At 61.2% G+C, this 25,527-nt stretch carries 21 protein-coding genes; 14 read left to right on the forward strand and 7 right to left on the reverse strand.

Features of this window, described 5'->3' with window-relative positions; genetic code table 11:
* Positions 1-201 precede the first annotated feature (201 nt).
* A complete protein-coding gene (locus tag ACW9I6_RS01575; protein ID WP_003211086.1) occupies positions 202-648 on the forward strand; it encodes a response regulator in 447 nt (148 codons plus the stop codon).
* A gap of 134 nt (positions 649-782) precedes the next feature.
* Complete coding sequence (locus ACW9I6_RS01580) at positions 783-1,211, forward strand: hypothetical protein (RefSeq protein WP_457338773.1); 429 nt, start codon at positions 783-785, stop codon at positions 1,209-1,211.
* A gap of 44 nt (positions 1,212-1,255) precedes the next feature.
* Here ACW9I6_RS01580 and ACW9I6_RS01585 read toward each other — a convergent pair whose 3' ends face one another.
* A complete protein-coding gene (locus tag ACW9I6_RS01585) occupies positions 1,256-3,433 on the reverse strand; it encodes a malate synthase G (protein WP_301050754.1) in 2,178 nt (725 codons plus the stop codon).
* Positions 3,434-3,853: 420 nt separating this feature from the next.
* Between ACW9I6_RS01585 and ACW9I6_RS01590 the strand changes: the two genes are divergently transcribed.
* Positions 3,854-4,372 (forward strand): glycine cleavage system protein R, encoded by a 519-nt coding sequence (locus ACW9I6_RS01590; protein WP_003211081.1) that lies wholly within the window; start codon positions 3,854-3,856, stop codon positions 4,370-4,372.
* Between the two features lie 222 nt (positions 4,373-4,594).
* On the opposite strand, the gene rarD is transcribed toward ACW9I6_RS01590, so the two are convergent.
* From rarD to ACW9I6_RS01615, 5 genes are all read right to left on the reverse strand, one after another.
* Positions 4,595-5,479: an EamA family transporter RarD gene (gene rarD / locus ACW9I6_RS01595; protein WP_003211079.1), complete on the reverse strand. Its 885-nt coding sequence runs from the start codon at positions 5,477-5,479 to the stop codon at positions 4,595-4,597.
* A gap of 178 nt (positions 5,480-5,657) precedes the next feature.
* Positions 5,658-6,632, reverse strand: coding sequence for a serine/threonine protein kinase (locus tag ACW9I6_RS01600; RefSeq protein ID WP_003211077.1), 975 nt, complete (start codon positions 6,630-6,632; stop codon positions 5,658-5,660).
* 193 nt (positions 6,633-6,825) lie between these two features.
* On the reverse strand, positions 6,826-8,724 hold the full coding sequence (locus ACW9I6_RS01605) for a PhoX family protein (RefSeq protein ID WP_457338774.1): 1,899 nt from the start codon (positions 8,722-8,724) through the stop codon (positions 6,826-6,828).
* Between the two features lie 71 nt (positions 8,725-8,795).
* Positions 8,796-9,560 carry a TOBE domain-containing protein gene (locus tag ACW9I6_RS01610; protein ID WP_008434365.1) on the reverse strand — a complete coding sequence of 255 codons (765 nt, stop codon included), beginning with the start codon at positions 9,558-9,560 and terminating at the stop codon, positions 8,796-8,798.
* A gap of 57 nt (positions 9,561-9,617) precedes the next feature.
* Positions 9,618-10,355, reverse strand: coding sequence for a ComF family protein (locus ACW9I6_RS01615; RefSeq protein ID WP_008434366.1), 738 nt, complete (start codon positions 10,353-10,355; stop codon positions 9,618-9,620).
* An 89-nt stretch (positions 10,356-10,444) separates the two neighbouring features.
* Between ACW9I6_RS01615 and bioB the strand changes: the two genes are divergently transcribed.
* From bioB to ACW9I6_RS01665, 10 genes are all read left to right on the forward strand, one after another.
* Positions 10,445-11,500: a biotin synthase BioB gene (gene bioB / locus ACW9I6_RS01620; protein WP_457338775.1), complete on the forward strand. Its 1,056-nt coding sequence runs from the start codon at positions 10,445-10,447 to the stop codon at positions 11,498-11,500.
* 153 nt (positions 11,501-11,653) lie between these two features.
* Entirely contained in the window at positions 11,654-12,832 is a 1,179-nt protein-coding gene (gene bioF / locus ACW9I6_RS01625) for an 8-amino-7-oxononanoate synthase (protein ID WP_457338776.1), read from the forward strand.
* Positions 12,825-13,556 carry an alpha/beta fold hydrolase gene (locus tag ACW9I6_RS01630; protein WP_003211068.1) on the forward strand — a complete coding sequence of 244 codons (732 nt, stop codon included), beginning with the start codon at positions 12,825-12,827 and terminating at the stop codon, positions 13,554-13,556. The genes bioF and ACW9I6_RS01630 overlap by 8 nt, the downstream gene beginning before the upstream one ends.
* Positions 13,549-14,358, forward strand: a complete 810-nt coding sequence (gene bioC, locus ACW9I6_RS01635; protein ID WP_457338777.1) for a malonyl-ACP O-methyltransferase BioC — start codon at positions 13,549-13,551, stop codon at positions 14,356-14,358. Before ACW9I6_RS01630 ends, bioC begins: the two co-directional genes overlap by 8 nt.
* Entirely contained in the window at positions 14,355-15,035 is a 681-nt protein-coding gene (gene bioD / locus ACW9I6_RS01640) for a dethiobiotin synthase (RefSeq protein ID WP_008434374.1), read from the forward strand. Before bioC ends, bioD begins: the two co-directional genes overlap by 4 nt.
* Before the next feature lie 107 nt (positions 15,036-15,142).
* Complete coding sequence (locus tag ACW9I6_RS01645) at positions 15,143-15,424, forward strand: hypothetical protein (RefSeq protein WP_008434375.1); 282 nt, start codon at positions 15,143-15,145, stop codon at positions 15,422-15,424.
* Positions 15,425-15,762: 338 nt separating this feature from the next.
* On the forward strand, positions 15,763-17,568 hold the full coding sequence (locus ACW9I6_RS01650) for a phenylacyl-CoA dehydrogenase (RefSeq protein ID WP_457338778.1): 1,806 nt from the start codon (positions 15,763-15,765) through the stop codon (positions 17,566-17,568).
* 204 nt (positions 17,569-17,772) lie between these two features.
* Positions 17,773-19,062: a GGDEF domain-containing protein gene (locus ACW9I6_RS01655; RefSeq protein WP_023659318.1), complete on the forward strand. Its 1,290-nt coding sequence runs from the start codon at positions 17,773-17,775 to the stop codon at positions 19,060-19,062.
* A gap of 90 nt (positions 19,063-19,152) precedes the next feature.
* Entirely contained in the window at positions 19,153-20,937 is a 1,785-nt protein-coding gene (locus ACW9I6_RS01660) for an acyl-CoA dehydrogenase C-terminal domain-containing protein (protein ID WP_087694737.1), read from the forward strand.
* Between the two features lie 122 nt (positions 20,938-21,059).
* The gene (locus ACW9I6_RS01665; RefSeq protein ID WP_457338779.1) at positions 21,060-22,838 is read left to right on the forward strand and encodes an acyl-CoA dehydrogenase C-terminal domain-containing protein; all 1,779 of its coding nucleotides are present in this window, start codon (positions 21,060-21,062) and stop codon (positions 22,836-22,838) included.
* Between the two features lie 226 nt (positions 22,839-23,064).
* Here the strand turns inward: ACW9I6_RS01665 and ACW9I6_RS01670 are convergent, their stop codons facing one another.
* Positions 23,065-23,955, reverse strand: a complete 891-nt coding sequence (locus ACW9I6_RS01670) for a LysR family transcriptional regulator (RefSeq protein ID WP_003211052.1) — start codon at positions 23,953-23,955, stop codon at positions 23,065-23,067.
* A gap of 209 nt (positions 23,956-24,164) precedes the next feature.
* On the opposite strand from ACW9I6_RS01670, the gene ACW9I6_RS01675 reads away from it, so the two are divergent.
* On the forward strand, positions 24,165-25,445 hold the full coding sequence (locus tag ACW9I6_RS01675; protein WP_102604399.1) for an aspartate aminotransferase family protein: 1,281 nt from the start codon (positions 24,165-24,167) through the stop codon (positions 25,443-25,445).
* Positions 25,446-25,527 lie beyond the last annotated feature (82 nt).

Genomic DNA, 25,527 nt, shown 5'->3' on the forward strand with positions numbered 1-25,527 from the left:
CTCCTGCGCTGCGGGTGCCCATTGGACGTAAGTCTAGGTAGCGTTATGCCTTCCACGACTAGGGAAAAACCTTACATGAATATCGTCCAAACCCCGTAGAACGCCCACTAGGCAAACTTTCCGACGAAGTGCACATTGTTCGCCCTTCCGGCGATGTCTGACTTCTGTGCTGGGAGATTGAATAGAACTGCCGAGAAACGTATGTCCGACCACGATATTTTGAGTGATGCCGAGCGCGAGGCCCTGAGTGCTGTTATGCAGGAGCCGGATTTGCCGCCACAACGGGTTTTGATCGTGGATGACGACAAGGACGCGCGCGAACTGTTGGCAGAAATTCTTGGCCTGGACGGCATTCGTTGCATGACTGCCGACAGCGGCGAGGCTGCATGGGACTTGTTGAGTTCCAGCAGCTCCATCGGCTTGCTGATCACCGACCTGCGCATGACGCCGAGCAACGGGCTGCAATTGATTCGCCAGGTGCGCGAATCCACCCGGGCGGCGCTGCCGATCATCATCATGTCGGGTGACGCCGAAGCGCCGGATGTGATTGATGCGATGCACTTGAGCGTGGTGGACTTTTTGCTCAAGCCGATTGATAGCGTGAAGCTGGCGAAGATGGTGAAGCGGGAGTTGGGGATGGCGTCCTAGACGGTGCCATTGGTCTGATTTCGCGAAGAACTGTCAATTCTGACAGTAGGAATAGCTTGAGAGCGTCTGTTTACTGGTTTGGGGTGTGCTGATCGTCGATTAGCGCCTCACAAAGCCATGAACAGGAGTTCGCTATGAGCACCAAACTTTTTCGAGTTGAAGATAAGGCCTTGCAGGACGCAAGGGTGAGGGCACAATCCGGGGATGCTTTTGTTCTTGTGCTTGCTCCCGGCAAGTTTCGGTTTTTCAGCACCAAGGAAGTCCTCGGGTTCCTGTCATGGACAGCGGTGCTTGGGGCAGGTAAAGAGCGTATTGACCTGGATTATGGGCACGATGTGCCGAACGGCCTTCATGAATTCGAGGCAAGGGGCAGGCGCGTGACTTACCGGGCGCCGGACGGTAAGGATTATTTCGGACCCACTGAAGGGACGATCTTTCTTGAAGTTGAACGCCCCCCGACCGGTACCGCTTTCACGCACAAGGGTAACTTTAGAAATGTGCGGTTCGAGTCGGATGGTAATACGGTCGTTCTCAATGGCGGTTATAAACTCAGTTCTTCTTAAACTGCTGCAAAAAAGCCCTGATCTCTCGACCAGGGCTTATTTATTTACAGGCCGTTTTTAGCCTTGAACTCCCGACGCCGACGGTGCAACACCGGCTCGGTGTAACCGTTCGGCTGCTTGGTCCCTTCAATCACCAACTCCACCGCTGCCTGGAACGCGATGTTGCTGTCGAAATCCGGAGCCAGCGGACGGTACAGCGCATCCCCGGCGTTCTGACGGTCCACCACCGGCGCCATGCGCTTGAGGCTTTCCATCACCTGGGCTTCATTGACGATGCCGTGGCGCAACCAGTTGGCAATGTGCTGGCTGGAGATACGCAGGGTGGCGCGGTCTTCCATCAGGCCGACGTCGTTGATGTCCGGGACTTTCGAGCAACCCACGCCCTGGTCGATCCAGCGCACCACGTAACCGAGGATGCCCTGGGCGTTGTTGTCCAGCTCGTTGCGGATTTCTTCCTCGGACCAATCGGTATTCTGGGCCAGGGGAATGGTCAGGATATCGTCTACCGAAGCACGTTCGCGCTTGGCCAGTTCGGCCTGGCGGGCGAACACGTCAACCTTGTGGTAGTGCAGCGCATGCAGCGCAGCCGCCGTCGGCGAAGGAACCCACGCCGTGTTGGCGCCGGCCAGCGGGTGAGCAATCTTCTGCTCCAGCATGGCGGCCATCAGGTCGGGCATCGCCCACATGCCTTTACCGATTTGTGCGCGGCCTTGCAGGCCGGTGCTCAAGCCGATGTCCACGTTCCAGTTTTCGTAGGCGCCGATCCACTTCTCGGCCTTCATGGCGGCCTTGCGCACCATCGCGCCGGCTTCCATGGAGGTGTGGATCTCGTCGCCGGTACGGTCGAGGAAGCCGGTGTTGATAAACACCACGCGCTCGCTGGCGGCCTTGATGCAGGCCTTGAGGTTGACCGTGGTACGGCGCTCCTCGTCCATGATCCCGACTTTGAGGGTGTTGCGCGGCAGCTTCAGCACGTCTTCGATGCGACCGAACAGCTCGTTGGTGAACGCAGCTTCTTCGGGGCCGTGCATTTTCGGTTTAACGATGTACACCGAACCGGTGCGGCTGTTCTTGCGGCGGGTGTTGCCGTTAAGGCTGTGGATCGCCGACAGGCTGGTGAGCAGGCCGTCGAGAATGCCTTCCGGCACTTCGTTGCCATCCTTGTCGAGGATCGCGTCGATGGTCATCAAGTGGCCAACGTTACGCACGAACAGCAGCGAACGACCGTGCAGGGTCACTTCCTTGCCGTCGGCACCGGTGTAGACGCGGTCGGCGTTCATGGTGCGGGTAAAGGTCTTGCCACCCTTGGCGACTTCTTCCGACAGGTCGCCCTTCATCAGGCCGAGCCAGTTGCGGTAGATCACCACCTTGTCATCGGCATCGACGGCGGCGACGGAGTCTTCGCAGTCCATGATGGTGGTCAGGGCGGCTTCCATCAGCACGTCTTTCACGCCGGCGGCGTCGGTCTGGCCGACCGGGGTGCTGGCGTCGACCTGGATTTCGAAGTGCAGGCCGTTGTGCTTCAGCAGGATGGCGGTCGGCTTGGCTGCGTCGCCCTGGTAGCCGATCAACTGGGCATCGCTGCGCAGGCCGCTGTTGCTGCCGCCCTTGAGGCTGACCACGAGCTTGCCGTCGACGATCTTGTAGCCGGTGGAATCCACGTGGCTGCCGGCAGCCAATGGCGCGGCTTCGTCAAGGAAGGCGCGGGCGAAGGCGATGACTTTGTCGCCACGCACCTTGTTGTAGCCTTTGCCCTTTTCGGCGCCGTCGGCTTCGCTGATGGCATCGGTGCCATAGAGCGCGTCATACAGTGAGCCCCAGCGCGCATTCGAAGCGTTGAGGGCGAAACGGGCGTTCATCACCGGCACCACCAGCTGCGGGCCGGCCATGTGGGCAATTTCTTCGTCGACGTTTTGGGTCGAGGCCTGGAAATCCGCGGCTTCTGGCAGCAGGTATCCGATATCTTGAAGGAAGGCTTTGTAGGCCACCGCGTCGTGGGCCTGGCCGGCGTGCGCCTGGTGCCAGGTGTCGATCCGCGCTTGAAAATCGTCGCGTTTGGCGAGTAGGGCTTTGTTCTTCGGCGCCAGGTCGTGGATGACCTTGTCGGCACCGGCCCAGAACTGGTCGGCGGTGATGCCGGTACCAGGAATGGCTTCGTTGTTCACGAAGTCGAACAGGACTTTGGCGACCTGCAGGCCACCGACTTGAACGTGTTCAGTCATTGCTTGCCTCACTCTGCGGAGCTTATGCGCTTTTCAGCTTTTCAATTTACCAATGAAGCCTCTGGCCATGTAAACCGTGAACACGCTGCGCCAGTACATGCCGTAGAAGGCGGCTGGGCGGGCTGCGTCGCGGTGCGTGGTTGCCTTGGCAGACATCGACCTAACGTTATGTAGTGCGCGATTGGGCATACTACATGATGAGTTGCGGTTGTGAAAATTAGACTAAATACGTCGTTTAGCGACCCACTTTGGTCGTACGGTCACAGTGGGGTACGGGATGTTCTCAAAAAACTATTGGATTGTTCCATATAAATATAAAAATGGTACACGATTTGTTTTCGTGGCTACCTGAGTCCACCTTGGTAGGTACGAGGGGAACGCCTGGTTCCTACCTGATTTTCATAAGAAGAGGACGACACCATGGACCATCTCGTACTGACTGTCATCGCCCCGGACAAACCCGGTGTGGTCGAACGCATCGCCCAATGCATCGCCGCCCATGGCGGCAACTGGCTGGAAAGCCGCATGGCGCACATGGCTGGGCAGTTTGCCGGGATTTTGCGGGTGAGCGTGCCGGCGGAAAATCGGCTGGACTTGATTGGCGCGCTGGAAGACTTGTCCACCCACGGCATTCGCGTGCTGCTGGGCGAAAGCAGTTCGCTCGCCCCCAGCGAGTCGCAACCCATCGCGATGGAACTGGTCGGTAACGACCGGCCGGGGATTGTTCGCGACATCACCGCGCTGCTCAGCAAGCAGGGTGTCAACCTGGAGCGCTTGATCACCGACGTGCGCCCGGCGCCCATGAGCAGCGACCTGCTGTTCCACGCCGAAGCCTTGCTGGCGGTGCCGTTGACGCTGCCGCTGGAAACCTTGCAGGCGGCGCTGGAAACCCTGGCCGACGACTTGATGGTGGAACTGGAACTACGCAGCGAGGAATAGTTGCCCACAAGGTTATGCATGGAAATCTTGCATGGGCCTGTGGATAACCTGTAGAGACCCGCGTCCGGCCCAGGCGGGCCGTGGCTCTTCGCCAGATGGCTAAAAAACGAACAGTTTCAAGGGCTTGTGCACAAACGCCGGGGACCAGGCTGTGGATAACCTTGGGGTGAATGCCTGCAAGCCACACCGGACGTGGCTTGCAGAGTTTTGTACGTTATTTGATCAGTTTTTCCGCACAGTCATCCAGGCGTCGATGCTGTAAACCACCAGGCCGGCCCAGATAAAGCAGAAGGCGATCAGCGTGGCGGGTGCCAGGTGTTCGTTGAACAACAGCACGGCTTCCAGCAGCACCAGGGTGGGCGCCACGTATTGCAGGAAGCCCAGGGCGGTGTAGGGCAAATGCCGTGCGGCGGCGTTGAAACACACCAGCGGGATCAGCGTCACCGGGCCTGCGGCCACCAGCCACCACGCTTCGGAGGTGCTCCAGAATTCCATCTGTGCGCTGTGGGCCGAGGGGTTGAACAGCAACCATGCGATGGCAATCGGCACCAGCATCCAGGTTTCCACCACCAGCCCGGGCAATGCCTTGACCGGCGCCTGCTTGCGGATCAACCCGTAGAAACCAAAGGTCGCCGCCAGGACCAGGGATACCCACGGCAGGCTGCCGACTTGCCAAACCTGTTGCGCCACACCTACCGCTGCCAGGCCCACGGCCACCCATTGCAAGCGGCGCAGGCGCTCGCCGAGGATCACCATGCCCAGCAGCACGTTCACCAGCGGGTTGATGTAGTAACCCAGGCTGGCCTCCAGCATGCGGCCACTGTTCACCGACCACACATAGGTCAGCCAGTTGGCCGCGATCAAGGTGCCGCTCAGGGCCAGGATCGCCAGGCGCCTGGGGTTGTCCCGCAGTTCTCGGAGCCAGCCCGGGTGTTTCCAGACTATCAGCAGCAGACTGCCGAACAGCGCCGACCACAGCACGCGGTTGACGATGATTTCTGCGGCGGGAACGCTGGCGATGGCCTTGAAGTAGATCGGGAACAGGCCCCAGATGACGTAGGCGCTCAGGCCCAATATGTACCCGCGACGGGGGTTGGCGGCTTGCATGCAGAATCCTTGCTTAGGCAGCTAACAAAGCCGCGATTGTAAGGATATTTGTCAGTCAGTGGGATGTGCTTTTCTGTAGGCGTTGGCTTGCCGGCGATGGCTTCACCTCGGTTCCACTGATACACCGAGGCGCTTGCATCGCCGGCAAGCCAGCTCCTACAGGGGATTGTGGTGTGCGTTAGAACAGTTTCAAGGGTTCTTCATTGAGCGCCGACAACTGCTCGCGCAACGCCAGCACCTGGTCGCCCCAGTAACGTTCGCTGCCGAACCACGGGAAGCTGTGGGGGAACGCCGGGTCGTCCCAGCGCCGTGCAAGCCAGGCGCTGTAGTGCATCAGGCGCAGGGCACGCAGGGGTTCGATCAGGGCCAGTTCGCGCGGGTCGAAGTCGTGGAATTCCTGGTAGCCGTCCATCAATTCCGACAGTTGCCCCAGGCATTCCTGACGATCACCGGCGAGCATCATCCACAGGTCCTGAACGGCGGGGCCCATGCGGCAGTCATCGAGGTCGACGATATGGAACATCTCGTCGCGGCACATCATGTTGCCGGGGTGGCAATCGCCGTGCATGCGGATGTTCTTGTGGGGCGTGGCCTTGTAGACCTCCTCCACACGCTTGAGCAGGTCGCGGGCCACGGACTCGTAGGCTGGCAGCAGGCTGCGAGGAATGAAGTTGCCTTCCAGCAGGGTGTTCAGGGAATCGTGACCGAAATTCTTCACGCCCAGGGCTTCGCGGTGTTCGAAGGGGCGGGTGGAACCGACCGCATGCAGGCGGCCGAGCAATTGGCCGAGGCGATACAACTGGTCGAGGTTGCCCGGCTCCGGTGCGCGTCCGCCACGGCGCGGGAACAGGGTGAAGCGGAAACCCGCGTGTTCGAACAGGCTTTCACCGTTGTGAATCATCGGCGCCACCACCGGCACTTCGCACTCGGCCAGTTCGAAGGTGAAACTGTGTTCTTCGAGGATCGCTTCGTTGGTCCAGCGTTGCGGCCGATAGAACTTGGCGATCAAGGGCTCGGAGTCTTCGATGCCGACCTGGTAGACACGGTTTTCGTAGCTGTTGAGCGCGAGGATGCGGGCGTCGCTGAGGAAACCGATGCTTTCGACTGCGTCGAGCACCAGGTCAGGGGTCAGTGTTTCAAACGGGTGTGCCATGCGAACTCCTGCGCGCAGCAGGGCGCCGCGTCCGGCCGGGTATGGTAACGCACCCAGGGGTGGATAGGTGGTGACTGTTCTGACGCCTTCGCGAGCAAGTCGAATCGTCGCACCGCCGCTCCCACATTAAACCGAGTCCTGGCTTTGGAATGCGGTCAAATGTGGGAGCGGGCTTGCTCGCGAAGAGGCCTTATCAGGCGCCGACGATCCCGCCATCATCCCGACGAATCGCCATCACCGAGGACCGTGGCTTGCCATTTGGCAGATGCTCCGGCCAGGTCGACCCACCGGTTTCCCCCGGATGCTGAATCCCCACAAACAGGGTTTTCTGGTCCGGCGAGAAGCTGATCCCGGTCACTTCACAGGCCACGGGCCCTACCATGAACCGGCGAATTTCACCGGTCGACGGGTCGGCACACAGCATCTGGTTATTGCCCATCCCGGCAAAGTCGCCGCCGTTGCTGTAGTCGCCATCGGTGAGGATCCACAACCGCCCGGCCTTGTCGAAGCCCAGCCCGTCCGGGCTGTTGAACATGTTCTGCGGGTTGATGTTGGACGAGCCGCCTTTTGGCGTGCCGGCATGCACGGTCGGGTTGCCGGCCACCACGAACAAATCCCAGCTGAAGTCCGGCGCGCCATGGTCGTTGGCATTGGCCTTCCAGCGCAGTATCTGCCCGTAGACGTTTTTCTCCCGCGGGTTCGGGCCACCCACCGGCTGGCCGTCTTCACCGCGCTTGGCGTTGTTGGTCAGGGTGCAATACACCTGGCCGTCGGTGGGGCTGACCACGATCCATTCCGGGCGGTCCATGCGGGTGGCTTTCACCACGCTGGCGGCCAGGCGCGCGTGGATCAGCACTTCGGCCTGGCTGGCAAAACCGCTGTTGGCGTCGATGCCGTTCTTGCCGTAGGTCAGCTCGACCCATTGGCCCTGGCCCTTGGGATGGTCGGCATTGCCGTCGCCCGCATCGAAAATCGCCACGTACAAGGTGCCGTGGTCCAGCAGGTCCTTGTTGGCCTTGGGGTTCTTGTGATTGATCTTGTCGCGGCTGATGAACTTGTAGATGAACTCGCCGCGCTCGTCGTCGCCCATGTACACCACGGCGCGGCCGTCGCGCGTTTCCGCCAGGGCAGCGTTTTCGTGCTTGAAGCGGCCCAGGGCGGTGCGTTTGACCGGTGTGGATTGCGGGTCGAACGGGTCGATTTCCACTACCCAGCCATGGCGGTTGAGTTCGTTGGGATTCTTGGCCATGTCGAAGCGCGGGTCGTGGGGGTGCCAGTTGATGTCTTTGCTCGCGGCGACCACGCCATAGCGTTTCTGCCCGGCGTCGAAGGTCTGTTGCGGGTTGCTGCTGCCGAAGCAGTCGGTGAAGTTCTCTTCGCAGGTGAGATACGTGCCCCACGGGGTCTTGCCGTTGGCGCAGTTCTGGAAGGTGCCGAGGACTTTTTTGCCGGTTTTGTCGGCGCTGGTTTTCAGCCAGGCATGGCCCGCCGCAGGGCCACCGAAGCGGATGGGCGAGTTGCCGTGGATGCGCCGGTTGTAGCGCGAGTCCTGGACGAAGTGCCAGGTGTCGCCTTTGCGCCGTACTTCGATCACCGACACCCCTTCGCTGGCCAACGCCTTGCGCACGTCTTCGGCCGATTGCGGCGCGCCGCCGTGGGCGTAGAGGTAGCGGTAGTTGGTGTATTCGTTGTTGATCGCCATCAGCGCGCGGTTGTCGTCACCGGGGAAGGCGAACAGGCTCATGCCGTCGTTGTTGTCGCCGAACTGCTGTTCCTGGGCCTTGGCGGTGCCGTTGCCGCTGGGGTCGAAGGCCGGCGCGTTCTTGTGCAGCGGCTGGCCCCAGCTGATCAGTACCGAAGCGCTGTAGCCGGGCGGCAGGGTGATGGTGTCGCTGGTGGCCGAGGCGATGCTGGTGAAACCCAGCAATGGGCTGTTCGACGCGGCGTTGACCGCCAGGGCGCTGCGGGTCAGCAGGTTGCCGCCGAGGAACATCGCGGCACCGCACAGGGCGCCGGCGCCGATAAAACGCCGGCGGGTGAGGCCGACCATCTGTTCCAGGTCGGTGGCTTGGTTTTCTTCTAATAGGCTCATTTCAGGCTCCCTGCGGGTTTTTGCAGCCACCTTAGGGAGCAGTCGTGACGAAATTGTTGCAGTTTGAAGCGCTACACCGGAGTGCCCAGCAGCACGTTGCTGGGGGAGAACTGCACCTTCACTTGCAGACCTTCGGCGGCATGGATCTGCGCAAGCGCGTCGGGCCGGGCCAGGGCGCAGAGAACCTGGCCGTTGGGCAAGGTGATCCGCACCTCGCTGGGGCCGTCTTCGGCATCGAGAATGGCCTCGATTTTTCCTTCCAGGCAATTGTGTCCAGGTGTTGCTGCCTGCGTGACGGCCAGTACTTCAAGCCAGCCGGCCTTGATCAGGGCGACGACTTCGGTGCCGATCTCCAGCTCCAGGCGCAAGGTACTGTCGTGGGTGATCTGCGCATCCAGGCGCAGCCCAGCGGCCAGCTCCAGGCGAATCAGGTCATTGCGGCCGTGGCTGTCGATGGCGATCACCCGGCCGTGCAACTGGTTACGTGCGCTGGTGCGCAGCATCAGGCGGCCCAGCAGGTTGAAGTCGCTGGCGTCTTCGGCACAATCCAGCACCTGGGCTTGCAGTACCTGCAGGCGTTGGTAAAGGCGTAATACCCGCTCACCCTCGGCCGTCAACCTGGCGCCGCCACCGCCCTTGCCGCCGACGCTGCGTTCCACCAGGGGCTTTTGCGCCAGGTTGTTCAGTTCGTCGATGGCGTCCCAGGCCGCCTTGTAGCTCAGCCCCGCACTCTTTGCGGCGCGGGTGATGGAGCCTTGTTCGGCAATATGTTGCAGCAGTGCAATGCGCTGCGGGCGACGGACGATGTGTTGGCTCAAGAGGGTTGGCAGGGACATGGTTACACGCTTCGATGGAATGGGCTGACGTTGCGGGCAGGACGCCCGCGAGTCAAGTCATGTGCCGGGCTTGGGCGTCCGTGCCAGGCAATACACATCCACCTGTCGGGCGCCGGCATCCATCAACAGGCGGGCGAGACTGCTGGCGGTGGCGCCGGTGGTCAGTACGTCGTCGATCAGCGCCAAGTGCCGGCCTTTGACTTGCGCGCCGTCGGCCAGGGCGAAGGCCTGGTGCAGGTTGCGCTTGCGGGTCCTGGCGTCGAGGTCTTGCTGCGCCACGGTTTCACGCGGCCGTGACAGCAGGTGCTCATCCCAGGGAATGTTCAAGTCCTCACTCAGCCAGCGGGCGAGCATCGCCGCCTGGTTGAAGCCCCGTTCCCGCAGGCGTTTGCGGGCCAAGGGCACGGGCAGCAGGCAGTCGGGGCGAGCCAGCGCGGCATCTTCATAGCGGTGTTGCAGGAATTGTCCCAACAGGTGCGCAAGCAGGTGCCCCAGCGGCCAGCGGGCCTGATGCTTGAAACGGCTGATCAGGCTGTCGATGGGGAAGCTGTAGGTCCACGGCGCGACGACCTGCTTGAACGCCTGAGGTTGCTTCAAGCACTGGCCGCACACCAGGCCCGTCGCCGGCAACGGCAGTGCGCACACCTCGCAATGTTCCATCAGCCAGGGCAGCTCGGTTTCGCAGGCGCTGCAGACAGGATCGGCCGTTCCGCTGCTTTCATCGCAGATTAAACAGGTTTGGTTGCTTTTTAACCAGATGTAAACCTCGTGTTTGTTCTCAAGTTGACAGTGCATGAATCTTCCTTAAATATGCCGAGCATCCGTGTCGTACCTGTGGGTATTACTCCCACAGGGCTTGCCAAAGCATAATCAAGGAATCGCCCATGAGCGCCAGCATCACTGCCAACCTGCGTCACGATTGGTCTTTAGCCGAAGTCAAAGCGCTGTTCGTACAGCCCTTCAACGACCTGTTGTTCCAGGCGCAGACCGTGCACCGCGCGCATTTCGACGCCAACCGCGTCCAGGTTTCCACGCTGCTGTCGATCAAGACCGGCGCCTGCCCGGAAGATTGCAAATATTGTCCGCAGTCGGGCCACTACAACACCGGCCTGGAAAAAGAGAAGCTGATGGAAGTGCAGAAGGTCCTCGAAGAGGCCGCTCGCGCCAAGGCCATCGGTTCGACCCGTTTCTGCATGGGCGCCGCCTGGAAGCATCCGTCAGCCAAAGACATGCCCTACGTGCTGGAGATGGTCAAAGGTGTGAAGGCCATGGGCCTGGAAACCTGCATGACCCTCGGCCGTCTCGATCAGGACCAGACCGAAGCCCTGGCCCAGGCCGGCCTCGATTACTACAACCACAACCTCGACACGTCGCCGGAGTTCTACGGTTCGATCATCACCACCCGCACCTACGGTGAGCGCTTGCAAACCCTGGCGTACGTGCGTGATTCGGGGATGAAGATCTGCTCCGGCGGCATCCTCGGCATGGGCGAGTCCCTGGACGACCGCTCCAACCTGCTGATCCAGCTGGCCAACCTGCCGGAGCATCCGGAATCGGTGCCGATCAACATGCTGGTGAAAGTTGCCGGCACGCCGCTGGAAAACGCCGACGACATCGACCCGTTCGACTTCATCCGCATGCTGGCGGTGGCGCGCATCCTGATGCCGCAGTCCCATGTGCGGCTGTCGGCCGGGCGTGAGGCGATGAACGAGCAGATGCAGGCCCTGGCGTTTTTTGCCGGCGCCAACTCGATTTTCTACGGCGACAAACTGCTGACCACCGCCAACCCGCAGGCGGACAAGGACATGCAACTGTTCTCGCGCCTGGGCATCTTGCCGGAAGCTCGTGAAGAGCACGCCGATGAAGTGCACCAGGCGGCGATCGAGCAGGCGCTGGTGGAGCAGAAGAGCAGCGAGCAGTTTTACAACGCGGCTGTTTGATAAGTCCACTTTGGAATGCCATCCAAATGTGGGAGCGGGCTTGTTCGCGAAGGCGGTGTGTCAGCCAATACATAAGCTGACTGATCCACTGCTTTCGCGAGCAAGCCCGCTCCCACATTTTTGACCGCGTTCACCCTGATCTACCGAGGTCTCATGTCTTTCGATCTCGCCGCGCGTCTTGCGGCTCGTCGTGCCGAACACCTGTATCGCCAACGTCCACTGCTGCAGAGCCCGCAAGGCCCTGACGTGGTGGTCGACGGCCAGCCGTTGCTGGCGTTCTGCAACAACGATTACCTGGGCCTGGCCAATCACCCGCAAGTGATTGAAGCCTGGCGCGCGGGCGCGGCTCGCTGGGGCGTGGGTGGCGGCGCTTCGCATCTGGTGATCGGCCATAGCACGCCGCACCATGAACTGGAAGAGGCCCTGGCCGACCTCACTGGTCGCCCGCGGGCGCTGCTGTTCACCACCGGTTACATGGCCAACCTTGGCGCCGTCACCGCGCTGGTGGGGCAGGGCGATACGGTGCTTGAAGACCGTCTCAACCATGCCTCGTTGCTGGATGCCGGTTTGCTCTCCGGCGCGCGCTTCAATCGTTACCTGCACAACGATGCTGAAAGCCTGGCCAAGCGCCTGGAGAAAGCCACCGGCATTACGCTGGTGGTGACCGACGGCGTGTTCAGCATGGACGGTGACCTGGCCGACTTGCCGGCGCTGGCCCGTGAAACCCGGGCCAGGGGCGCATGGTTGATGGTGGATGACGCCCATGGCTTCGGGCCTTTGGGCGCCAACGGTGGCGGGATCGTCGAGCATTTCGGTTTGAGCCAGGAAGACGTTCCGGTGTTGGTGGGCACTCTGGGCAAAGCCTTCGGTACTGCCGGCGCGTTTGTCGCGGGCAGCGAAGAGCTGATCGAAAGCCTGATCCAGTTCGCCCGCCCGTATATCTACACCACCAGCCAACCGCCGGCATTGGCCTGCGCCACGCTGAAAAGCCTGGAACTGCTGCGCACCGAGCATTGGCGGCGGGAGCATCTCAATGGGCTGATCCGCCAGTTCCGCCAGGGCGCCGAGCAGATTGGCCTGGAACTGATGGACAGTTTCACGCCGATCCAGCCGATCATGATTGGCGACAGTGCCCGCGCGGTGCGTTTGTCGCAGATGCTGCGCGAGCGCGGGCTGATGGTGACGGCGATTCGGCCACCGACCGTGCCCGCCGGCAGCGCCCGTCTGCGGGTGACTCTCACGGCAGCCCACAGTGAAGCCCAGGTGCAGCTATTGTTAAGCGCATTGGAAGAGTGTTTCCGCTTGTTAGGCCAGGAGCCCGACCATGCGTGATCGACTGATATTGCTGCCTGGCTGGGGCCTCGGCGTTTCGCCGCTGGAACCGCTGGCGGCGGCGTTGCAGGGGCTGGATGAACACTTGCAGGTGCAGATCGAACCGTTGCCGGACGTGGAGTCGGACGACCTTCAAGAGTGGCTCGATGAGCTGGATTCGACCTTGCCCCAAGACGTCTGGCTGGGTGGTTGGTCCCTCGGCGGCATGCTTGCTGCCGAGTTGGCCGCCCGGCGCGGTGATCATTGTTGCGGTTTGCTCACCTTTGCCAGCAACGCAAGCTTCGTGGCCTGGTCCCGCTGGGACCATGGCATGCACGAAGAGGATTTTATTGCGTTTCTTAACGGTTGCCGCCTTGATCCGGTTGCGACGTTAAAACGCTTCAGTCTGCTTTGCGCCCGGGGTTCCAGCGATCCCCGATCACTTGCTCGGCTATTGCTGGCGGGTGCCCCTAAAACCTCCGCGCAGACCTTGCTCAGTGGTCTGGAGCTGTTGGGCCGATTGGACACCCGTCAGGCGTTGGTCGACTTTCAAGGGCCGCAGTTGCATCTGTTTGCCGGGCTGGACGGGCTGGTTCCGGCTGAAGTGGCCAGTGAGTTGTTCGCCTTGTTGCCTGACGTTGAAATCGGCCTGATTGAACAGGCCGGTCACGCTTTTCTACTGGAGGACCCCCACGGTGTGGCGGGGGCCATCCAGGCTTTTTTGCATGAGTGCGGTGATGACTGATTTGTCCCATGTGCTGCCCGGCGGCTTGCCAGACAAGCGCCAGGTAGCGGCCTCCTTTTCCCGCGCAGCCGCCAGTTACGACAGCGTTGCCGAGTTGCAGCGTGCGGTGGGCAGCGAGCTGCTGCGGCGTTTGCCCGAAGGTCTTTCTCCACAACGCTGGCTGGACCTGGGCAGTGGCACGGGCTATTTCAGTCGTGTGCTGGGCCAGTCATTTGCGGGTAGCCAGGGTTTCGCCCTGGATATCGCCGAAGGCATGCTCAAACACGCCCGGCCGCTGGGCGGTGCACAACATTTCATCGCTGGCGATGCCGAGCGCTTGCCCTTGCAGGACGCCAGTTGCGGGCTGATCTACTCCAGTTTGGCGGTGCAGTGGTGCTCGGATTTCGCCGCAGTGCTCAGCGAAGCGCAGCGCGTATTGCAGCCCGGCGGCGTGCTGGCGTTTGCCAGCCTCTGCGTGGGTACGCTGGATGAGTTGCGCGAAAGCTGGCGCGCAGCGGATGGCATGGTTCATGTGAACCGCTTCCGGCCGTTCAGTGCTTATGAGCAACTGTGCGCAGCCAGTGGTTTGCGGGTGCGCAGCCTGGAGCAGTGTCCCCACGTGTTGCATTACCCCGACGTGCGCAGCCTGACCCATGAACTGAAAGCGTTGGGTGCGCACAATCTGAACCCGGGGCGCCCAGGAGGGTTGACGGGCCGGGCGCGGATTGTTGCACTGGTGCAAGCCTACGAGCAGTTCCGCCAGGCCCAGGGCCTGCCGGCAACTTATCAAGTGGTGTACGCCGTCCTGGAGAAACCTCTATGAATGCCGCTTACTTCATCACGGGGACCGACACCGACGTCGGCAAGACCACCGTCGCTGCTGGCCTGCTGCATGCCGCGCGGCAAGCCGGCAAAAGTACGGCGGCGGGCAAGCCGGTAGCCTCTGGGTGCCAGCTGACGCCCAAGGGCCTGCGCAATTCGGACGCCCTGGCGTTGCTGGCCGAGTGTTCGTTGCCGTTGAGTTATGCCGAGGTCAACCCGGTGGCCTTCGAGCCGGCCATCGCGCCGCATCTGGCGGCCCGTGAAGCCGGCGTGGCGCTGACGGTGCAGTCGTTGTTGAAACCCATGCAGCACGTTCTCGCCAAACAGGCGGACTTCACCTTGATCGAAGGTGCGGGCGGCTGGCGTGTGCCATTGGCGGACCAGGACAATTTGTCGGACCTGGCCCAGGCGCTGAAGCTGCCGGTGATCCTGGTGGTGGGTGTGCGGTTGGGGTGTATCAGCCACGCGTTGTTGACCGCAGAAGCCATCGCCCGGGACGGGTTGCCGCTGGCGGGCTGGGTGGCCAATATCATCGACCCCAAGACCTCTCGTCTGGAAGAAAACCTCGCGACCCTGGCTGAACGACTCCCCGCGCCATGCCTGGGAAGGGTGCCCAAGCTCAAGCATCCCAGCGCCGAAGCGGTCGCCGCGTACTTGCAACTGGACCTGCTTGACTAGTTTTGCCTATCGCGAAGGCATTATGCCATTAGTGTTTTTGACGGGCGTTTTGCCGGTAGGTCTGCTTCAATAACAGTTCACGATTCTCTTATAGGCAGGTTCACGCCATGGAAATCTCTGGTAGCAGTGCGTTTTACTCGGGACTGAGCGCGATTCAGACCGGGCAGAACCGTGTCGACCAGGCCGCCGGCAAGATTGCCAGCGCCGCCACTTCCCAGCCTTCGGACGCGCAAAATGATCGTTTGCGTTCGGTAGACGCCAATCAGGCGAGCAACTCGGCGAGCAACATGGTCGAGATGGCCCAAGGCAAGTTCCAGGTTGAACTGGGCGCCAAAGTCGCCAAGGCTTCCGACGAAATGCTCGGCACCTTGATCGATACTTACGCATAACCCCCCCTCTTATCGTGCGAGCTGGCTTCTCTGTGGGAGCTGGCTTGCCTGCGATAGCCTCACCTCGTTCCTCCTGATACACCGCGGCGCCCGCATCGCAGGCAAGCCAGCTCCCACATTGATCTTCACCGCTCAATAATCTTTTTTCCCCTGAATCGTCATGCGGCATTTCGCTGCAGGCCTTGCCGTGCCTGACGTTGACCTGCGTCATGACAAACGGCGTTTGCGCGACGCTTGACAAGGATTGGTCGTAAACGTATGTTTCAAACAACTGTTTGACCGCCACAACACATCCATGCGGTTGTTCATCCCAGATACATCAGCAGAGGTTTATCGCTATGCCTGACTACAAGGCCCCCTTGCGTGATATTCGCTTCGTTCGTGACGAACTGCTTGGCTATGAAGCGCACTATCAGAGCCTGCCGGCTTGCCAGGACGCTACCCCGGACATGGTTGACGCCATTCTCGAAGAAGGCGCCAAGTTCTGTGAGCAGGTACTGGCACCGCTGAACCGCGTGGGTGATATCGAAGGTTGCACCTGGAGCGAGTCAGGCGTTAAGACCCCTACCGGTTTCAAAGAAGCCTACAAACAGTTCGTTGAAGGCGGCTGGCCAAGCCTGGCCCACGACGTGGCGCACGGTGGCCAGGGCCTGCCGGAATCCCTGGGCCTGGCGGTCAGCGAAATGGTCGGCGAAGCCAACTGGTCGTGGGGCATGTACCCGGGCCTGTCCCATGGCGCGATGAACACCATTTCCGAGCACGGCACCCCCGAGCAGCAAGAGGCTTACCTGACCAAACTGGTGTCGGGCGAGTGGACCGGCACCATGTGCCTGACCGAACCGCACTGCGGCACCGACCTGGGCATGCTGCGCACCAAGGCCGAGCCTCAGGCTGATGGTTCCTACAAGGTTTCCGGTACCAAGATCTTCATCTCGGCCGGCGAACACGACATGGCCGACAACATCGTCCACATCGTGCTGGCTCGCCTGCCGGACGCACCGGCTGGCACCAAAGGCATTTCGCTGTTCATCGTTCCCAAGTTCGTACCGAACGCCGACGGTTCGATTGGCGAACGCAACGCGGTGTCCTGTGGTTCCCTGGAACACAAGATGGGTATCCACGGCAACGCCACCTGCGTGATGAACTTCGACGCGGCCACCGGTTTCCTGATCGGCCCGGCGAACAAAGGCCTGAACTGCATGTTCACCTTTATGAACACCGCTCGCCTGGGCACCGCGCTGCAAGGCCTGTCCCACGCTGAAATCGGCTTCCAGGGCGGCCTCAAATACGCTCGCGACCGCCTGCAAATGCGCTCCCTGACTGGCCCGAAAGCGCCGGACAAGGCCGCTGACCCGATCATCGTGCATGCTGACGTGCGCCGCATGCTGCTGACCATGAAAGCCTTCGCCGAGGGCAACCGCGCGATGGTGTACTTCACCGCCAAGCAGGTTGACGTGGTCAAGTACGGCACTGACGACGAAGCCAAGAAACAGGCTGACGCACTGCTGGCGTTCATGACCCCGATTGCCAAGGCGTTCATGACCGAAGTCGGTTTTGAAGCCGCCAACCACGGCGTGCAAATCTACGGCGGCCACGGCTTCATCGCCGAGTGGGGCATGGAGCAGAACGTTCGCGACAGCCGCATTTCGATGCTGTACGAAGGCACCACCGGCATCCAGGCCCTCGACCTGCTGGGCCGTAAAGTGCTGATGACCCAGGGCGAAGCGCTGAAGGGCTTCACCAAGATCGTCCACAAGTTCTGCCAGGCCAACGAAGGCAACGAAGCGGTACAAGAATTCGTTGCACCGCTGGCGGCACTGAACAAAGAGTGGGGAGAGTTGACCATGAAGGTCGGCATGGCGGCCATGAAAGACCGCGAAGAAGTCGGTGCCGCTTCGGTGGATTACCTGATGTACTCCGGTTATGCCTGCCTGGCTTACTTCTGGGCCGACATGGCCCGCCTGGCCGCCGAGAAACTGGCTGCCGGCACCACCGAAGAAGGCTTCTACACCGCCAAGCTGCAGACTGCGCGTTTCTACTTCCAGCGCATCCTGCCGCGTACCCGCACCCACGTTGCAACCATGCTGTCGGGCGCCAACAACCTGATGGACATGAAAGAAGAGAACTTCGACCTGGGCTACTAAGCCTCGGCCAGTTCGCTTCAAAAGCCGCCGCTCCTTCGGGAGCGGCGGTTTTTTTTGCGCGATAAAAAACCACAGTACCGCACTCAGGGATTGCTCCGAGCGGCCGTTACAGTGATGGCAATGTGATACGCATCACATCGAATGTGCTTAACTGTGATCAGTGAAGGCACTGTGCCATCTTTTTTGTGGGTCGGAGCTTTACCCTTGTCGCGCGCGTCTGCTGTACGTTTCAGTCATTTTTTACCTTCACTGCTTTTACTGCTGGCGGGGCTCTCGGCTGCGTATGTGAAGGATCTCAATGTGTTCTTCACTTCACTGTTCAATGTGCTGCCGACCCTCGTGCTGCTGCTGGGCGGCTCGTACTGCGCGGTCTACCGGCGCCAGCGAGAGCTGTTCCTGATGATCACGGTGTATGTGGTCTATTTCCTGCTGGATACCCAGACCGATTACTACCGCGATAACGGTCGCGTGCGGGACGACGCGGCCGTGGTCTTCCATCTGTGTTGCCTGTTGTTACCGTTGCTGTTCGGCATCTACGCGGTCTGGCAAGAAAAAACCCACCTGTTTCGCGACTTCGTCGCACGCTGCGCGGTGCTGTTTGCGGTAGGCAGCGTGGCGCTTGCCCTTGAACAAAGTTTTCCCCATGCCTTGTTGAGCTGGTTGGCCGAAATTCGCTGGCCCGCCTTGCATGGCCGCTGGATGAGCCTGATCCAGCTGTCCTATCCGATGTTCCTGATTGGTTTTGTGACCCTGGCCGCGCAGTACTGGTATCAACCAAGACCGCTGCACGCCGCGCAGCTGGTAGGGTTGCTGGGGTTGTTCTGGATGTTGCCGCAGACGTTCATCCTGCCGTTCACCCTGAACATCATGTGCAGCCAGGTGATGCTGATGATCGCTGCCGGGGTGGCCCACGAGGCTTATCAAATGGCCTTCCGTGACGAGCTGACCGGGTTGCCGGGCCGCCGCGCGCTCAATGAGCGCATGCAACGCCTGGGGCGCAATTATGTGCTGGCCATGGGCGACGTCGATCACTTCAAGCGTTTCAACGATACCCATGGCCACGACGTGGGCGACCAGGTACTGCGCCTGGTGGCCAGCAAGCTGTCCAAGGTCAACGGCGGCGGCCGGGCCTACCGCTATGGCGGTGAGGAATTTGCCGTGGTATTCGCCGGCAAGACCCTGGATGAATGCCTGCCGCACCTGGAAGAGATCCGCGAAATCATCGCCAACTACGACATCAAACTGCGTAACCCGGACCGTCCCCACGACGACCAGCAGGGGCGCCAGCGTCGTGTGGGCAATGGCGCTTCCAGCGTGTCGGTGACCGTCAGCATCGGCGTGGCCGAACGCCAGGCCGAGCAGCGCAGCCCTGAAGAAGTGCTCAAATCCGCCGACCAGGCGCTGTACAACGCCAAGGGTGCGGGGCGTAACTGCGTGGTCGCTGCGGGGCAGACCCGCCGCGGCGCGGTCCGCATGGACAGCGCTGCCGGTTGAGTGATGGTGGTGTATTCAGCGGCCCTACAGTGATTGTCCGGTGGGCCGTGGGGCAGTAGGTTGAAGGCATCTGCTGCCGGAGACATTGCCATGCCTGACTATAAAGCTCCCCTGCGCGACATGCGCTTTCTGATCGATCACGTCTTTGACTTCCACGGCCATTACGCCGCGCTGGGTGCAAGCGATGCCAGCCCGGACATGGTCGGCGCAATCCTCGAGGAAGGTGCGAAGTTCTGCGAAAACGTCCTGGCGCCGTTGAACCGCTCCGGCGATGAAGAAGGCTGCCATTTCGACAACGGTGTGGTGACCACGCCCAAGGGCTTCAAGGAAGCCTTCGCGCAGTACGTGGAAGGCGGCTGGCACGGTTTGGCGGCTGACCCGGCCTACGGCGGGCAGGGCTTGCCAATGTCCCTGGGCCTGGTGCTCGCGGAGATGATCTCCTCCAGCAATACGTCCTGGGGCATGTACCCCGGCCTGACCCACGGTGCGATGTCGGCGATCCGTGCCCACGGCACTGAAGAGCAGAAAAACACCTACCTGAGCAAACTCACCGCGGGCCAGTGGACCGGCACCATGTGCCTGACTGAAGCCCATTGCGGCACCGACCTTGGCCTGATCAAGACCCGCGCCGTACCGCAGGCCGACGGCAGTTATGCAGTCACCGGCAGCAAGATTTTCATCTCGGCCGGCGAGCATGACATGAGTGACAACATCATCCACCTGGTGCTGGCCAAGCTGCCGGATGCGCCGGCCGGCACCAAGGGAATCTCGCTGTTTATCGTGCCCAAGTTCCATGCCGACTCGGGCGAGCGCAACACGATGAGTTGCGGCTCCATCGAGCACAAGATGGGCATCAAGGCGTCGGCCACCTGTGTGCTGAACTTCGATGGCGCCCGGGGTTTCCTGATCGGTGAGGCGAACAAGGGCCTCAACTGCATGTTCACCATGATGAACCATGCGCGCCTGGGCACCGGCATGCAGGGCCTTTGCCTGGGGGAAGCGAGCTTCCAGGGTGCGATCAAGTACGCCAACGACCGCTTGCAGATGCGCTCGCTGACCGGCGCCAAGGCACCCGAAAAAGCCGCTGATCCGATCATCGTCCACCCGGATGTGCGGCGCATGTTGCTGACCATGAAAGCCTTCAATGAAGGCAACCGCGCATTGACCTACTTCTCGGCACAGTTGCTCGATACCGCACACCTGAGTGGCGACGAGGGGCAACGCCAGGAAGCCGAAGACCTGTTGGCCTTCCTTACGCCGATCTGCAAGGCGTTCATGACCGAAACCGGGCTGGAGGTGACCAACCACGGCATGCAGGTGTTCGGTGGCCATGGCTTCATTCGTGAATGGGGCATGGAGCAACTGGTTCGCGATTGCCGGATTGCGCCGATCTATGAAGGGACCAACGGCATCCAGGCCCTGGATTTGCTCGGGCGCAAGGTGCTCGGCAGCCAGGGCAAGCTGCTGCGCGGCTTTACCAAAATCGTCCACAAGTTTTGCGCGGCCAACGCCGAACATCCGCAACTCAAGGCCCATGTGGCTCAGCTCAACCAGTTGAATCAGCAGTGGGGTGAGCTGACGGTCAAGGTAGGCATGGCAGCCATGAAAAACCCGGATGAAGTCGGCGCTGCAGCCCTGGATTACCTGATGTACAGCGGCTACATCATCCTTGCCTACTTGTGGCTGCGCATGGCGCTGGTGGCACAAGAGCAGTTGGACAGCGGTAGCGGTGATGCCGATTACGCCCGAGGCAAGCTGGCGACCTGCGAGTTCTACTTCAAGCGCCTGCTACCGCGCACGGCCGCGCACCGGGCGGCGGTGGAGGCGGGCAGTGAGTGCCTGATGAGTCTGCCGGCGGAGCTGTTTGCGCTTTAGTGACCGTAAAATACTTGTTGGTCACAAGCAGACCCTATGTGTCACAAAAGTTGTTCGGTTACACTCGGGGTCTGTAAAACCGACCCCACCCGAATAACGTTAAAGTTCTCACGAGGTTTGCCATGGCTGACTACAAAGCGCCGCTGCGCGATATGCGCTTCGTCCTCAACGAAGTTTTCGAGGTCGCCAAACTCTGGGCCCAACTGCCCGCGCTGGCGGAGACCGTCGACGCCGAGACCGTTGAGGCAATCCTCGAAGAAGCCGGCAAAGTCACCTCCAAGACCGTCGCCCCGCTCAGCCGCGGCGGCGACGAAGAAGGCTGCCGCTGGGAGAATGGCGCGGTCTTCACCCCGGCTGGCTTCAAGGACGCCTACAAAACCTACGCTGAAGGCGGTTGGGTAGGTGTTGGCGGCGACCCGGCGTACGGCGGCATGGGCATGCCCAAGGCGGTGTCGGCCCAGGTAGAAGAGATGATCAACTCCTCGGGCCTGGCCTTCGGCCTGTACCCGATGCTGACCTCCGGCGCCTGCGTGTCGATCAACACCCACGCCAGTGAAGAGCTCAAGGCCACTTACCTGCCGAATATGTACTCCGGCGTGTGGGCCGGTTCCATGTGCCTGACCGAACCTCATGCCGGCACTGACCTGGGGATAATTCGGACCAAGGCCGAGCCTCAGGCAGACGGTTCCTACAAGGTCAGCGGCACCAAGATCTTCATCACCGGTGGCGAGCACGACCTCACCGAGAACATCATCCACCTGGTGCTGGCCAAGCTGCCGGACGCACCGGCGGGTCCCAAGGGTATTTCGCTGTTCCTGGTGCCCAAGTTCATGGTCAATGCCGACGGCAGCCTGGGGGCGCGTAATCCGGTGACCTGCGGCTCCATTGAACACAAGATGGGCATCCAGGCGTCTGCGACCTGCGTGATGAACTTCGACGAAGCCGTGGGCTACCTGGTGGGCGAGCCGAACCGTGGCCTGGCCGCGATGTTCACCATGATGAACTACGAGCGCCTGGGTGTTGGCATCCAGGGCCTGGCCTCCGGTGAGCGCTCTTATCAGAACGCTATCGAATATGCGCGCGACCGCCTGCAAAGCCGTTCGCCAACCGGTCCGAAAGCCAAGGACAAGGTCGCTGACCCAATCATCGTCCACCCGGACGTGCGGCGCATGCTGCTGACCATGAAAGCCGCGAACGAAGGTGGCCGTGCGTTCTCCACCTATGTGGCGATGCAGCTCGACACCGCCAAGTTCAGCGAAGACGCCACCGCCCGCCAACGCGCGGACGATCTGGTTGCTCTGCTGACTCCGGTTGCCAAGGCGTTCCTGACCGACCTGGGCCTGGAAACCACCGTGCACGGCCAGCAGATTTTCGGCGGCCACGGCTACATTCGCGAATGGGGCCAGGAGCAACTGGTGCGTGATGTGCGCATCACCCAGATCTACGAAGGCACCAACGGCATTCAGGCCCTGGACCTGGTGGGACGCAAGATCGTCGGCAGCGGTGGGGCGTTCTACAAGCTGTTCGCTGATGAGATCCGCCATTTCACCGCCACTGCCGGCGCCGAACTGGCCGAATTCACCAAGCCGCTGAACGCGGCCGTGGATGACCTGGACGAACTGACCGCCTGGCTGCTGGACCGCGCCAAATCCAACCCGAATGAAATCGGCGCGGCATCCGTGGAATACCTGCACGCGTTCGGCTACATGGCTTATGCCTACATGTGGGCCCTGATGGCCAAGGCGGCTCTGGGTAAAGAGGCTCAGGAAGACTTCTACGCGAGCAAGCTGGGCACCGCGCGTTTCTACTTTGCGCGCTTGCTGCCGCGGATCGCGTCCCTCAGCGCCTCGGTAAAAGCCGGTAGCGAATCGCTGTTTTTGCTGGATGAAGCACTGTTCTAAGGGCTTGGAGGGCGTGTAAGCATTCTCTTACATGACGTGCTGCTATTCGTCCTCTATCGCCAAATTGGATCCACGGATAATCTACTTCACATGGACGTCGCGCAGGAAGCGCAAAGCAACAACACGGACACGTAGGATTCTGCCAGGAAGGCGGAGTGAAATGGATGTCAGGGAAACAGTCTGCAAAGCCCCGCTTCGGCGGGGTTTTCTTTTGCCTGCGAAAAAGTCAGGCGGGCGCATTCATCACGTCTTCCAGCAGCGTGCGCAACAATTCCAGCGTCGCCTGCTGGCGCTGCACATCCCGGCACACCAACCCCACTTTCAACGGCACCCGTGGTTCGCTCAAGGGTTTCCACAGCAACGCCTTGCTGTTGTGTTCATCCTGGGAGCGTCCGGGAAGCACCGTCGCCAGCTTGGTGTGGGGCAGGCTGTCGAGAATCCCCGCCATCGTATTCAACTCGGCCTGCACTTGCGGGCGTCGGCCCAGGTTGGCCAATTGACCTTGCCATATCTGGCGCACCTGAAACTCTTCCCCCAGCAGCAACATGGGTAACTCGGCGGCTTGCTTCAGGGAGACTTTCTTGAATTCCCGCAGCGGGTGATCAGCCGGGATGACCACCTTCAGTTCATCTTCATACAGCAGCACGCCGTGCAGCCCCGGCTGGCGTGGCGGCAGGTAGCTGATGCCGATATCCAGCGAGCCGTTGAGCAGCCGGCGTTCGATTTCCATCCCGGTCAGCTCGTAGATCTGTACGACCAGGTGCGGCTGGGCCTTGCGCACCCGTTCGAGCATCTGCGGCACCAGGCTGGTGTGCACGGTTTGCAGCACGCCGATCGCCAAGGTGCGCAGTGCCTGGCCCTTGAAGTTGCGCAGTGCTTCCACCGCGTGCTGCATACCGTCGAGCAAGGGCAGGGCGTGGTTATACAAAGTGTGGGCGGCGAGGGTCGGCAGCAGGCGCTTGCTGCTGCGTTCGAACAGGCTCACATCAAGGTTTTGCTCGAGCTGGCGAATCTGCTGCGATAAAGCTGGCTGGGAGATCGACAGGCGCTCCGCTGCCCGCCCCACATGGCCTTCTTCGTACACCGCGACGAAATAACGCAGTTGCTTGAAATCCATAAGTAATGCTTATCGAAAATGCTGGAAAATCGAAATGGCCGAGTGCCCCCAAGGCGCCTAGTCTAGCGCCTATTCACAGGGCTTACAGGGCCGGAAAGCACGATGAGTAGTGTTTATGTTGACGGTGTTTGCATAGGCAAGGCAAAAAACCTCCGCCATGGGTTTATCGGTAATACCGACCAAGGTGCGATTGCCAAAGGGGTTCATCCATGAACCTGTTCAACCTGCGTCGCCCCGCCCCCAGCCTGGATGATCTGATCCTCGAGGCAAAGACCCCGGCTCTGCGAGACGATCTTTCCAGCGACTGCCTGATGCCCAGTGTGGCCCGCCCGCCCCAGGTGTTTGTACGCGGCCAGGGCTCCTGGCTGTGGGACAGCGAAGACCGCGCCTATCTCGACTTCAGCCAGGGTGGCGGCGCCAACAGCCTGGGCCATAGCCCACAGGCAGTGACCAAGGCGCTGGCCGATCAGGCCCAATCGCTGATCAATCCCGGTAACAGCCTGCACAACCGCGTTCAACTGAACCTCGCCGACCGCCTGTGCCATCGCACCGGCAGCGACCAGGCCTACCTGCTCAACAGCGGCGCCGAAGCCTGCGAAGCGGCTATCAAGCTGGCGCGCAAATGGGGCCAACTGCACCGTGGTGGCGCCTATCGCATCATCACCGCGAGCAACGGGTGCCATGGCCGCAGCTTTGCCGCGATGTCGGCCTCGGCAGCCGCCAGTGAAAACCGTTTTGAGCCCCAGTTGCCAGGCTTCAGCCACGTGCCGTTCAACGACCTGCCGGCGCTGCACGCGGCGGTGGATGCGCAAACCGTGGCAATCATGCTGGAACCGATCCAGAACGATGCCGGCGTCATTCCCGCGACCGAGCATTACCTCAAGGGTGTCGAACGCCTGTGCCGTGAACTGGGAATCCTGTTGATCCTCGATGAAGTGCAAACCGGCACCGGCCGTTGTGGCACGTTGCTCGCCGAACAGTACTATGGCGTTCGCGCCGACATCATCACCCTGGGCAAGGGCTTGGGGGGCGGTGTGCCGCTGGCGGCGTTGCTGGCACGGGGCAAAGCGTGTTGTTTTGAGCTGGGTGAGCTGGAAGGCACCCACCACGGCAACGCGCTGATGGCTTCCGCCGGTGTGGCGGTGCTTGATACGGTGCTGAACCACGGATTTCTTGAACACGTCTGCGAGGTCGGCACTTACCTGGGTGAAGGGCTTGCCCGCCTGGCGCATCGCTATGACCAGGGTGAACTGCGCGGCCAGGGCCTGATGTGGGGACTGACTCTGTCGGAGGATTCGGCAGATGCGGTGGTAAACGCCGCGCTCAGTGAAGGCCTGATCCTGAGCGCGCCGCAACCCGATTGCCTGCGCTTCACCCCGGCGCTCACATTGAGCAAAAGCAACGTCGACGAAATGCTCCTGCGTCTGGCCCGTGCCTTCTCCCGGGTGCGCACTGCACAGCTGCAATGCCGCAAGGGCATTGCCGTTTAAGCCCCATATTTCCTGAACCGTCTCGCGGTATACGCGGCGCCTCCAGCCTGATTCTTTTGGCTGGGGGCGTTTTTTTGTCCGC

This window comes from Pseudomonas sp. SDO5522_S412 (genome assembly GCF_054071215.1).